General features: G+C 72.2%; 7 protein-coding genes. 5 read left to right on the top strand and 2 right to left on the bottom strand.

Annotation, left to right across the window (positions count from 1 at the left end; translation table 11 throughout):
- The first annotated feature begins 11 nt into the window (after positions 1-11).
- From ACIA6B_RS29305 to ACIA6B_RS29295, 3 genes are read left to right on the top strand one after another with little or no spacing between them, the layout of a single operon-like run.
- A complete protein-coding gene (locus ACIA6B_RS29305) occupies positions 12-770 on the top strand; it encodes a thioesterase II family protein (RefSeq protein ID WP_396778270.1) in 759 nt (252 codons plus the stop codon).
- Complete coding sequence (locus ACIA6B_RS29300) at positions 757-2,517, top strand: amino acid adenylation domain-containing protein (protein ID WP_396778268.1); 1,761 nt, start codon at positions 757-759, stop codon at positions 2,515-2,517. Before ACIA6B_RS29305 ends, ACIA6B_RS29300 begins: the two co-directional genes overlap by 14 nt.
- A 9-nt stretch (positions 2,518-2,526) precedes the next feature.
- Positions 2,527-3,780: a cytochrome P450 gene (locus ACIA6B_RS29295; RefSeq protein ID WP_396778266.1), complete on the top strand. Its 1,254-nt coding sequence runs from the start codon at positions 2,527-2,529 to the stop codon at positions 3,778-3,780.
- A gap of 1 nt (position 3,781) precedes the next feature.
- Here the strand turns inward: ACIA6B_RS29295 and ACIA6B_RS29290 are convergent, their stop codons facing one another.
- On the bottom strand, positions 3,782-5,533 hold the full coding sequence (locus tag ACIA6B_RS29290) for an AMP-binding protein (protein WP_396778264.1): 1,752 nt from the start codon (positions 5,531-5,533) through the stop codon (positions 3,782-3,784).
- Positions 5,534-5,734: 201 nt separating this feature from the next.
- Between ACIA6B_RS29290 and ACIA6B_RS29285 the strand changes: the two genes are divergently transcribed.
- The gene (locus tag ACIA6B_RS29285; protein ID WP_396778262.1) at positions 5,735-7,057 is read left to right on the top strand and encodes an NAD(P)/FAD-dependent oxidoreductase; all 1,323 of its coding nucleotides are present in this window, start codon (positions 5,735-5,737) and stop codon (positions 7,055-7,057) included.
- Positions 7,058-7,070: 13 nt separating this feature from the next.
- On the opposite strand, the gene ACIA6B_RS29280 is transcribed toward ACIA6B_RS29285, so the two are convergent.
- A complete protein-coding gene (locus tag ACIA6B_RS29280; protein WP_396778260.1) occupies positions 7,071-8,219 on the bottom strand; it encodes an acyl-CoA dehydrogenase family protein in 1,149 nt (382 codons plus the stop codon).
- Positions 8,220-8,514: 295 nt separating this feature from the next.
- On the opposite strand from ACIA6B_RS29280, the gene ACIA6B_RS29275 reads away from it, so the two are divergent.
- On the top strand, positions 8,515-12,948 hold a 4,434-nt coding region (locus ACIA6B_RS29275; RefSeq protein WP_396778258.1), incomplete at its 3' end, for an amino acid adenylation domain-containing protein.

The raw sequence follows: 12,948 nt of genomic DNA, 5'->3' as shown, positions 1-12,948 counted from the left end.
GAGCCGCCCGCATGGACGTCACGGCCACCCGCCGACCATGGCTGCTGCGCAAGCCCACGGCCGACAGCACGTACCGTCTGTTCCTGCTGCCGTACTCCGGAGTCGGCGCGTCCATGTACGCGCGCTGGCCGGCCCGGCTCGGCCCCGCCGAGGTGTGCCTGGTGCAGCCGCCGGGGCGCGAGAACCGGTTCCGCGAGCCGCACTACGGCCGGTACGAGGACTACGCCGCCGCCCTGGTGGACGACATCCGGCCGCTGCTGGACCGGCCGTTCGCGTTCTTCGGGCACTGCAGTTCGGCTCTGGCGGGGTTCGCCACCGCGCTGCATCTCCAGCGGCTCGGCCTCCCGGTACCGGACCGGCTCTTCGTCTCCTCGGAGGTGGCGCCCCACGACGGCCCGTACGGTCGGTTCCTCGACATGGACGACGACGCCCTGGGCGTCGAACTGGCCGGGTTGATCCGGGCGATGGGCGGCCGGCCGCAGCCCGACGCCATCGAGGTCGGGCTGGGCGTGCTGCGAGCCGACCTGGCGGCCAACCGCCGGTACGTCTTCCCGGAACCGGTCCGGTTGGCGACGGCCATCACCGTGATCGGCTGGACCGACGACCGGGAGATCCGGCCCGAGCAGATGGTCGGCTGGCGCGCCTACTCCGGGGAGGTGCGTTTCGTGACGCTGCGGGGCGACCACCACGCGTTCCTGGCCGCACCGCCGGCACTGCGCGGCGAGATCATGCGCGACCTCGAAAGGACGGCAAGCGATGCCGACACCTGAGTCCGCCGGCACCGTCCTCGACATGATCGCCGAGCAGGTCGCCACCCGCCCGGACGCGGTCGCGGTGAGCTGGCGCGACGAGCGGCTGACCTATCGGGACCTCGACGCCGCCGCGAACCGCCTCGGCCATCGCCTGATCGCGGCCGGCGTCCGGCCGGACACCCCGGTGGGGGTCGACGTGCCGGCGTCGGTGTGGCTTCCGGTCGCGCTGCTCGGCGTCCTCAGGGCGGGCGCCGCCTACCTCGGCGTCAACCCGTCGCAGCCACCGGACTACCGGCGTGCGCTGCTCGACGACGCCGGCGTGCGGATCGTGGTCACCGCCGGCGACGACAGCGCGGCGGACGGCCGTACCGCCGTCCCCGTCGACGGCGACGGCCCCGATGCCCCCACGCCGCGACGGCCGCATCCGGACAGCACCGCATACGTCGCGTACACCTCCGGCTCGACCGGCCGTCCCAAGGGCGTCCGGATACCCCATCGCGCCGTCACCAGGCTCGTCGCCGCACCGGACTACGTCGAGGTGACCGCGGCGGACACGGTGCTGCACGCGGCGCCGGTCGCGTTCGACGCGTCCACGTTCGAGCTGTGGACGCCGCTGTGCCACGGCGCGCGGGTGGCCGTCCGGCCACATGACGCCGTCGAGCCGCGCGACCTGCTCGACGTCATCGCCCACGAGCGGGTCACCGTGCTGTGGCTGACCGCGGGTCTGTTCCACCACATGGCCGCCGGGCCGCTCGACGCGTTCGGCGGGGTTCGCACGCTCCTCGTCGGCGGGGACGTGATCGACCCGGCGGCGGTCAACCGCGTGCTGGCGGCCGTGCCCGGGCTGCGCGTGGTGAACGGTTACGGGCCGACGGAGAACACCACGTTCAGCCTGTGCCACCCGGTACGCACGCCGGTCGACGGGCCGGCGGTTCCCATCGGCCGGCCGGTGCCGGGCAGCGGCGGGCACATCCTCGACGCCAGGCTGCGCCCGGTGCCCGACGGCGAGACCGGCGAGCTGTACGTCGACGGAGCCGGGCTGGCGCGTGGCTACCACGCGCAGCCGGCCCGCACCGCGGAGCGTTTCGTGGCGAACCCGTTCGTGGCGGGTGCCCGCATGTACCGCACCGGCGACCTGGTGCGCCGCCGCCCGGACGGCGCGGTGGACTTCCTCGGTCGCGTGGACGACCAGGTGAAGATCAGCGGCTACCGCGTCGAACCGGGCGAGGTGGAGGCGGCGCTGCGCCGCTGTCCGCCGGTGCGGTCCGCGGCCGTGGTGGCACAGGGCGCCCCGGACGGCGGTCAGCGCCTGGTCGCCTTCGTGGCCGGTGATCCCGCGGAACCTCCGCTGTCGACGCTGTCGATCCGCCGCCACCTGGCCGCGTCGCTGCCCCGGTACGCGGTGCCGGCCGCGATCACCGTCGTGGAGGACCTGCCGCTGACGCCCCAGAGCAAGGTGGACCGGGCGGCCCTGGCCGCCTGGGCCGCCCGGGACCGGCCCGAGGTCAACGCCGAGTTCCAACCGCCGGGCACCCCGACGGAGCAGGCCGTCGCCGCGGTCTGGGCCGATGTGCTGGGCCTGCTCACCGTCGGCGTGCACGACGACTTCTTCGAGCTCGGCGGCTACTCGCTGGCGGGCATGCGGATCACCGGCGAGATCGAGGCGAACTTCGGCCTCTCCCTGCCGGCCAGGACGTTCTACGAGAACTCGACGGTGGCGGAGCTGGCCCGGATCGTCGACGCGCATCTCGGCGCCGGGAGCTGAGGAACTGGCATGCGGATAACCGTGCCCACCGGGGACGCCGAGGTCGACCTGAGCCGGGTCGACCTGTTCGACCCCGAGCTGTACGCCACGGGTGACCCGCACCCGATCTGGCACGCGCTGCGCCGGCATGCGCCCGCGCACCACCAGCGGCTGGCGGACGGCCGCGAGTTCTGGTCGGTGACGCGGCACGCCGACGCCTGCCGGGTGCTGGCCGACCACACCGAGTTCACGTCGCAACGCGGCACCTTGCTCAACGCGCTGGGCCGCGGTGACCCGGCCGGTGGCCAGATGATGGCCGCGACCGATCCGCCGCGGCACACCTCGATGCGCGAGCCGCTGGCCCGGGAGCTGTCGCCGCACCGGCTGAACCAGCGCCGGCACCTGCTGACGCGGGCGGTGCGCCAGGCCCTGGCGCCCGCCCGCGACGGGGACGTGTGGGACCTGGCGGTCGCGGCGGCCGGTTTCCCGATGTCGTTCACCGGTGCGTTGATGGGCATCCCGGAGGCCGACTGGCCCCGGTTGACGCGTGCGACGACGATGGCGATCGCGCCCGACGACACCGAGTTCCAGGAGGGGGACAGCCACATCACGCTCGTCGGCGTCCACCACGAGCTCTTCGACTACTTCTCCAGCGAGGTCACCCGCCGCCGCACCGAGCCGTCCGACGACCTGATCGGCTTCCTGACGCGGATGCGGCCGGACGGCGGGCCGTTGCGGCACGACGCGATCGTCTACAACTGCTACAGCCTGCTGCTCGGCGCCAATGTCACGACGCCGCACGTGCTCACGGCACTGATCTGCGCGTTCCTCGAGCACCCCGACGAGTTCCGGCGGCTCAAGGCCGACCCCGGTCTGATCGCGCCCGCGGTCGAGGAGGGCCTCCGGTGGTCGTCGCCGGCCAACCACTTCATGCGGTACGCCCGCACCGACGTGACGATCGCGGACCAGCGGATCCGGCGTGGCACCGCGGTCGCGGTGTGGCTCGGCTCGGCCAACCGCGACGAGGCGGTCTTCGCCAACCCGTACCGCTTCGACATCGGCCGCCGGACCGAGCGTCATCTCGCCTTCGGGTACGGCCCGCACTTCTGCGTCGGCGCCTCGCTGGCCCGCATCGCGCTGCGGATGCTGCTCACCGAGTTCGTGGCGCTGGTCGACGACATCGAGCCGGCCGGGCCGGTGCGCCACCTGAAGTCGAACTTCGTGGCGGGCATCAGCCACCTGCCGATCCGGACCCGCCGCGCCGGGCGACCGGCGGCGAGCTGACTCAGCGGGTCGCGGCGCCCCAGCGCGGCAGGCCGGTGAACTCGTCCTCGCGGAACTCGACGCGCTCGCCGCCCTGCCGCTGCCACGCCTGCACCTCACCGCGCTGCACCTTGCCCGTGCTGGTGCGCGGAAGCTGCACGAACTCCAGCCGCCGCACCCGCTGGTACGGCGAGAGCCGGGTCGCGATGAACCGGAACAGTTCACCGGCCGCGTCGGTGCCCGGTGGGGTACCGGGGGTCAGCTCGACGAACGCCTTCGGGACCGTGAACCGGACCGGGTCGGCCGCCGGCACCACGACGACGTCGGTGACGCTGTCGTGCTCGCGCAGCGCCCGTTCCAGTTCGAAGGGTGAGATGCGGTACCCGGACGACTTGAACAGGTCGTCGGCCCGGCCGACGTACCCGAAGTGCCCGTCGCCGTCGAGGCGTGCGATGTCGCCGGTGTGGTAGAAGCCGTCCCGAATCACCCGGGCGGTGGCGGCCGGGTCGCCGAGGTATCCCGCCATCAGGCCGATCGGGTCCGACGCGAGATCCAGGCAGATCTCGCCCTCGTCGGCGAGCGCGCCGCGGCTGTCCCGCAACACCAGCGGCAACCCCGGTAGCGGCCGGCCCATCGACCCGGGTCGTACGGTGACGCCGGGTGAGTTCGCGATCAGGCCCGGAATCTCGGTCTGGCCGTAGCCGTCGCGGACCGTGACGCCGAATTCGGCACGCACGCCGTCGAGCAGCGCCGCGTCGAGGGGTTCACCGGCCGACGTCGCGGCATCCAGCCGCAGCCGGGTGCGGGCGGTCGTGCGCGGCAGGAGTTGCCGCCACACCGTCGGCGGCGCGCAGAACGTGGTGACCTCGCCCCGGCGTAGCGTTTCGAGGGTGACGTCCGGGTCGAACCTGCCGGCGCGCAACGCCACCACGCACGCCTCGGCCGACCACGGCGCGAACAGGTTGCTGCACACGTGTTTGGCCCAGCCCGGTGACGCCACCGCCAGGTGCCGGTCGTCGCGCCGCAGCCCGATCCAGTACATCGTCGACAGTTGGCCGACCGGCAGTGACGAGTGGGTGTGACTGACCAGCTTGGCCTGCGAGGTGGTGCCGGAGGTGAAGTACAGCATGAGCGGGTCCTGGGCACGCGTCGGACCGGACGGGGTGAACGTCGTGGCCGCCGTGGCGGCGTCCTCGATGTCGAGCCACCCGGGGGGCACCGGCTGACCGGGCTCGTCCCTGCTGGCGATGAACGTGACGTCGCCGCGCCCGGCCACGTCGAACACCGGCGCGCTCGCCACCGTCGCGATCACGTGCCGGACTCCGCCCCGGAGCATCCGGTCGGCGATGCCGTCGACGCCGGTCATCGGGCTGGCCGGCACGATCACGGCGCCGAGCTTCATCACGGCCAGGATGGTCTCCCACAGCGCCACCCGGTTGTCGAGCATCACCAGCACGGCATCGCCGCGGGCCACCCCGTGCCCGAGAAGCCAGTTGGCCAGCTGACTGGAGCGGGCGGAGAGCTGCGCGTACGTCAGCGTGGTCTCGCACCGCGGGCTGCCGGTGCTGGTCTCCCAGAGCTGCAACGCCGGTCGGTCGCGGCGATCCGGCTGCTCCGCCACGTGGTCGAACCAGTCGAGCGCCCAGTTGAACGACGGCAGCCTCGGCCACCTGAAGGCGGCGGTGGCGGCGGCGTAGTCGTCGCGGTGTCTCTGGAGCAGGTCACGCGCGGCCCGGAAGAGATCGCTGGCGGGAGCCGACGAGGATGCGGACACGGTAAACCTCCGGACACGGTGCACGGCCACGCGACAATCGGTCAGCGGATCGATCGTTATCGTTTCACGCGGACGACCGCAGCGGCAAACCCCGGACGATCACCCAGGCGCGGACCACAAGCCCGCAAACCCTTTTCGTGGACCCCGGTCGATGCAATAGTGGGTAGCGACGGGTGTCGATCTATGTGGGGAGTGGACATCGTGTCCGAGACAATCCGGGAAGAAGTCGACGCCGTCGTGATCGGGGGCGGCCCGGCCGGCTCCTCGGCCGCGAAGCTCATCGCGGCGAGCGGGCACTCGACAGTTCTGCTGGAGCGCGCGCAGTTCCCCCGGTTTCACATCGGCGAGTCGATGCTGACCTACACCGCCGCGCTGCTCGACCGCCTGGGCGTGCGGGAGGAGGTCGACGCGACCGACTTCCCGGTCAAGACCGGGGCCGAGTTCTGTGACGTCGACGGCGGCTACACCCGGGTGGATTTCACCGACCAGGGCGCGGGGCGCGAGCTGACCACCTACCAGGTCGAGCGGTCCGCCTTCGACGACATGCTGTTGCGGCACGCCGCCAAGGCCGGCGCCGACGTGCGCTTCGGCGCGCGGGTCACCAGGTTCGAGCGCGCGGGCGAGCGCCTCACCGGCGTGACCTACACCCAGGACGGCGTGACGCGTCACCTGTCCGCGCGCCGCATCGTCGACGCCAGCGGCCGGGCCGGCGTGATCAGCACCGGCGTGCTGCGTAGCCGTCGCACCCCGGACCGACTGCGCATGGTCGCCGCGTTCCGCCACTACGACGGGGTGCGGGAGGCCACCAATCCCGGCGTGGCGGGTGACATCCAGATCGGCAGCCACGCCGATGGCTGGGTGTGGGCGATCCCGATCCGGCCCGAGCGGATCAGCGTCGGCGCGGTCACCCGACCCGAGATCCTGCAACGAATGGGCGCCGATCGGGTGTTCGACGAGTTCACGCGGCGGATACCACGGGTGCACCAGCGGATCGCGGATCTCACCGAGCACAGCGAGACGCGGGTGGAGAGCGACTTCACCTACTTCTCCGACCAGGTCGCCGGCCCGGGTTACCTGATGGCCGGCGACGCGGGCTGTTTCGTTGATCCGATCTTCTCCGCCGGGGTCTACCTGGCGCTCACCTCGGGAATCCGGGCCGGTGAGACGACGGTGGCGATCCTCGACGGCGCGCAGGACGAGACGGAGGCGACCGAACTCTACTCGCGGTTCTACAAGACCGGATACGACACGTACTTCCGGCTGATCTACGCGTTCTACGAGCACGACTTCCGACTCGGCCGGTTTCTCAAGAGCACCGGCGCGCGGGTGGCGCCGATCTGGATCGCGCGGCTGCTCGGCGGTGACTTCTGGAGCCAGAAGAACCCGCTGGCCCGACACCTGCGGACGATCGAGGCGTACCGGAGCTTCGCGCCGTACGAGCCGCTCTACGGCTGCCCGGTCTATCCGGAACTCGAAGCCGCCGAACGCGACCACGTCGCGCTCGGCGAGCCCGCCAACGCGTAGCCTCGCGCGAGCTTCAGAGGGTGCCGGCGATGAGTTCCTTCATCACCTCGTTCGCGCCGCCGTAGATGCGCTGCGCGCGGGCGTCGACGTAGAGCTGGCCGATCGGGTAGTCGCGGGTGTAGCCGTTGGCGCCGTGCAGTTGCAGGCACCGGTCGAGCACCTGGCACTGCACGTCGGAGAGCCAGAACTTCGCCATCGACGCGGTGCGCGCGTCGAGTGTGCCGTCCAGGTGCCGGGCGACGCAGTGATCGACGAAGACCCGGCCGACCTGCGCCAACGTCGCGCACTCGGCCAGTTCCATGCGCACGTGCTGAAGGGCGAACAGCTCGTCGTCGTACACCGTGCGCTGGTGGGCGTAGGCCACCGTCAGCTCGACCGCGCGCTCGGTCACGGCGGCGGCCATGACACCGACCAGCAGGCGCTCCCACGACAACTGGTCGAGCAGCATCGCGTAGCCGGCGTTCTCCCGCCCCAGCAACGCCTCCGCGGGCAGCCGGACGTCGTCGAGGGTGATGTCCGACGTGTCGGCCGACTCCTGGCCGATCTTGTCGAGCACCCGGCCACGTACCACCCCGGGCTGGTCGCCCACCGGAACCAGGAACAGCGATATGCCCCGCGCCCCGGCGGACGCGTTCGTCTTCGCCGCCACGACGAGCAGATCGGCCGAGCCGCCGTTGGTGACGAACGTCTTGGCGCCACTCACCCGCCAGCCGTCACCGTCGCGCTCGGCGCGCGTGCGGATCGCCTTCAGATCCGATCCCGCCTCCGGCTCGGTCAGCGCGATTCCGGCGATCACGTCACCGCTCGCCATCGGCGGCAGCCATCGGCGCTTCTGCCCGTCGGTGCCGTAGGTGACCAGATACCGGGCCACGACACCGCTGTGCACCGCGTTGCCGAAGCCGAACTCCCCGGCGCGCGCCTGCTCGGCGATGACGACGAGATCGTGACGGGCGTCGCCGCCACCGCCGCCGTACTCGGCCGGCACACCGGCGCACAGCAGGCCAAGTTTTGCCGCCTGACGCCAGAAGACCCGGTCGACGTGCCGTTGCGCCGCCCACTCGGCACGTCGCGGCGCGGCCTCGGTGGTGAAGAAGCGACGGCTCAGGCTGGCCAGCTCGGCGACGTCGTCGACCTGCCACGGCGATCGGTAGGTGTCGTCCACCACCTCACCTTAACCACTGCCGACGGCCACTCGCATCGACTCACATCGTTCACCTTCCGCGCCCGCGACCACCCCGCTCCCGCGCGGACAAAAACGATCACTAAGACCCTTACATCGAAGCGAACCGAAGTGTTGACAGCGTTCCGGGCATCATGAAAGCCTGACCAAACATTTATGCACTTCGAATTAAGTGCACCGCGGGGCAAGGGACCTGCGTCTGTTTTGTGCGGCAACCACAGCAGCGCCGATCGCGCCGCCGATCGGTGTGCCGGTCAGATTCGACGAGGGGAGTGCCGTGTCCGTAGCGTCACCCACGCGGTACCCGTTGCTGGCGGCCCAGACCGGCGTCTGGCTCGGGCAGGAGATGGACCCGGACGCGTCGCTCTATCTCTGGGGCAACTACCTCGAGATCCACGGGGCGGTCGACGTGGGGGCGCTGGTGCGGGCCATCACCCTGGCGGTGGCCGAGGCAGAGGTGCTGCACGTGCGATTCGCCCGCTCGGCCGACGGGCCGGTGCAGGTGCTGCACCCACCGACGCCCGTCGCGCCCCGCGTCGTCGATCTCGACACCGGTCAGGACGCGATCGCGGCCGTCGACGCGTACGCCCGCGCCGACCTCGCCCGGCCGGTCGATCTCACCACGGACGCGCCGTTCGCCCACGTCGTGTTCACCGCCGGGCCGAATCGGGTCTTCTGGTACCAGCGCTACCACCACATCGCGGTCGACGCCTACGGCGCGAGCCTGATCACCCGCCGCGTCGCGGCCCTCTACCCGGCACTCGTATCGGGCCGGACCCCACCGCCGACCCCGTTCGGCCCGCTGGCGGCGCTCGTCGACGAAGAAGCCGCCTACCACAGCTCGGGAACCCGCGCCGCCGACCGTGCCTTCTGGCACGGGCGGTTCGCCGACCGGCCCGAGCGCATCAGCCTGAACCCGGTGGACACGTCGATCAGCGCCACCTTCGTCCGCAGTCGTCACGAGTTGCCCACCGGCACCGTCGACGAACTGCTGGCGGCCGAACGGCGTACCGGCGTGCGCTGGTCCCGGCTGCTCATCGCCACCACAGCCGTGTACCTGCACCGCATGGCCGGCGCCGACGACATCGTGCTGGGTCTGCCCGTCGCGGGCCGGAGCGCACCCCACGCCGGCCGCACCCCGGCGATGACGACGAACGTCGTGCCGCTACGCCTGACCGTGCGTCCCACGACCACCGTGGCCGACCTCGTCGGGCAGGTCGACGGCGAACTGCGCGCCGCGCTCGCGCACCAGCGTTACCGCGGCGAGGACCTGCACCGCGAACTGCGGCTGGGCGGGCCCGAGCGGCGCTTCTTCGGCCCGATGGTCAACGTGATGCGGTTCGAGGAACTCCGGTTCGGCGAGCACCGCACGATCATGCACAATCCGGCCGCGCCGCTGCTGGAAGACCTCTCCGTGGTCGCCTACGACCGCGCCGGCGCCGGACCCCGCGTCGACCTGAACGGGCATCCCGCGCTCTACACCCCGTCCGACCTCGACGACCACGCCACCCGCCTGCTCGCGTTGCTGGCCGCCGCCGCCCGCCGGATCGACCGGCCGGTCGGCGGCCTGAGCACGGGCGTGGGAACCGGAGCCGGCGTCGCCCCCGCAACCGCGTCCGCCTCGGCCTCCGCCGACACCACCCTCGTCGACCTGGTTCGCCGGCAGGTCGACGCCTCGCCCGGCGCGCCGGCGGTCGTCGACGGGTCCCGCACCCTCAGCTACGGCGACCTCGAATCGAACTCGACGCGCCTGGCCACGCTGCTGCACCGGCACGGCGTCCGACCCGAGCAGCGGGTGGCGCTGGTGTTGCCCCGCTCCGCGGAACTGGTCACCGCGATGCTGGCCGTGACCCGGCTGGGGGCCGCTTACGCGCCGATCGACCCGGACCACCCCGCCGACCGCGTCGCCTACCTGCTGGCCGACACCACACCCGCCGCCGTGGTGACCACGAACGCGCTACGGTCCCTGCTGCCGCCACTCGACATCGCGGTGCTGACCGTCGACGGGGACGACGACACCGGTGTGCCCGAGACCGCCGAGCCGATCGCCGGCCCCACCCCGGACAGCGCGGCGTACGTCATCCACACCTCCGGCTCCACCGGCGCGCCGAAAGGTGTCGTCGTCACCCACCGCAACGTCGAACGGCTGCTCGCGAACACGCTCGTCGACCTGGACGTGGGCCCGGCCGACGTCTGGACGATGTTCCACTCCCACGCGTTCGACTTCTCCGTCTGGGAGATCTGGGGCGCGCTCACCACCGGCGGCAGCGTCGTCATCGTGCCCCGCGACGTCGCTCGCGCACCCGACGCCTTCCGGCGGCTGCTCGCCCGCGAACGCGTCACCGTCCTGAGTCAGACACCCTCCGCGTTCGCCGCGCTCGACCGCGCCGACGTCGCGGCGCCTGACAACCTCAGCCTGCGCTACGTCGTCTTCGGCGGCGAACGTCTCGCCCCGGACCGCCTCGGCGGCTGGTTCGACAGGCACGGCGCCGACCGCCCGCGGCTGGTCAACATGTACGGCATCACCGAGACGACGGTCCACGTGACCCGCTACGACGTCACCGCCGGGGATGTCGGTCGCCCGGTCAGCCCGATCGGCACGCCGCTGCCACATCTCGCCGCCTACGTACTCGACGGCAGCATGCACCCGGTACCGGCCGGCGCCGCCGGGGAACTCTACGTCGCCGGTGCCGGTGTCGCCCGCGGCTACCTCGGTCGACTCGGCCTCACCGCCACCCGGTTCGTCGCCGATCCGTTCGGGCCGCCCGGCGCGCGCATGTACCGCACCGGTGACCGGGTCCGGTGGACCGGGCAGGCCCTGGAGTTCCTCGGCCGCACCGACGACCAGGTCAAGGTCCGCGGCTTCCGGGTCGAGCCGGGCGAGATCGCCGCCGTGCTGGCCCGGGACACCCGCGTCGCCGAGGCCGTGGTGGTGCCACGGGAGAACGACGGCGGCGAGACCAGTCTCGTCGCCTACGCGGTCCCCGCCCCGGACGCCACGCTCGACCCGGCCGCCCTGCGCCACGACCTGGCCCGGACGCTGCCTGACCACCTGGTGCCGGCGGCGCTGGTGATCGTGGACGCGTTGCCGCTGACCGCCAACGGCAAGCTGGACCGCGCCGCGCTACCGGCGCCGGCATCGCCCGGCGTCAGCGCGGGCGTGCACCACGAACCGTACGCCCAGATCCTGGCGGAGCTGTTCGCCGACGCGCTCGGCGTTCGCGCGGTCGGCGCCGACGACAACTTCTTCGACCTCGGCGGCCACTCGCTGCTCGCGACCAGGCTGATCGGCCGCATCCGGTCCACGCTGGCCACCGATCTGGAGATGGCCGACTTCTTCGCCCGGCCCACCGTCACCGGCGTGCTCGCCCACGTGGCGCCCGGTCGCGCCGCCCGTCCGGCGTTGCGCCCCGCCGATCGACCGGATCTCGTCCCGCTCTCCCCCGCCCAGCGGCGGCTGTGGTTCCTCGACCGGCTCGGCAGCCGGGACACCTACCACGTCCCACTGGCCGTGCGGCTGCGCGGACCGCTCGACCGGGACGCGTTGCGCGCCGCCCTCACCGACCTCGCCACGCGCCACGAGTCGCTGCGTACCGTGTACCCGGAGGTCGACGGCGAGCCGCACCAGGCCGTCCTCGACGCCGGCGGCCTCGACATCGCGCTCGACGAACGTCCGGTACCCGCCGACGATCTCGGGCCCGCGCTGCGACGCGCCGTGGCGGCGCCGTTCGACCTCACCCGCGACCTGCCCGTGCGGTGTCACCTGTACGCCGTGGACGACACGACGGCGGTCCTGCTGATCGTGCTGCACCACATCGCCGCCGACGGCGCCTCCATGGGCCCGCTCGTGCGTGACCTGAGCACCGCCTACCGGGCCCGGCTCGCCGGCACGACACCGGCGTGGCCACCGCTGGCCGTGCAGTACGCCGACTACACGCTCTGGCAGGAGGAGTACCTCGGCCCGCCGGACGAGCCCGACAGCCGCCTCGCCCGCCAGACCGGCTACTGGCGGTCGGTGCTCGCGGGGCTGCCCGAGATCGTCTCGGTGCCACTGGCCCGGCCACGACCGGCGGCCGCCTCATTCCGCGGTGACACCTACCGGTTCACGTTCGACGCCGACCTGCACGCGGGCATCGTCCGGCTGGCCCGGGAGACCGGTACGACGGTGTACATGGTGTTGCTGGCCGGTCTGGGTGGGTTGTTGAGCCGGTTGGGTGCGGGGGTGGACATTCCGATCGGTTCTCCGGTGGCGGGTCGGTTGGACGAGCGGCTGGACGAGCTGGTCGGTTTCTTCGTCAACACGCTGGTGATGCGGGTGGACACCTCGGGCGACCCGACGTCCGCCGAGTTGCTGCGCCGGGTGCGCCACACCACCCTCGACGCCTACGCCCACCAGGACGTCCCCTTCGACCACCTGGTGGAGGTGCTCAACCCCACCCGCTCTCTGGCCGCCCACCCGCTGGTCCAGATCCTGCTCGCGATCGAGGACGACATCCTCGCGACCGCCTTCGACCTACCCGGACTCGACGCGGATGTCCTGCCGGTCGGGCGCGACAGCGCGCGCCTCGACCTCAGCGTCATCGTCCGCCAGCACCGCAGCCCGGACGGCCGTCCGTCCGGGATGGACGGGGTGGTGGAGTTCTCGTTGGACCTGTTCGACCAGGCGGTGGTGACCGACCTGATCGACCGGTGGCTCCGGATCCTCACCGAC

It is taken from the genome of Micromonospora sp. NPDC051141, from assembly GCF_044455765.1.
GTDB lineage: Bacteria > Actinomycetota > Actinomycetes > Mycobacteriales > Micromonosporaceae > Micromonospora.
This window is presented reverse-complemented; position numbering and strand designations above follow the sequence as displayed.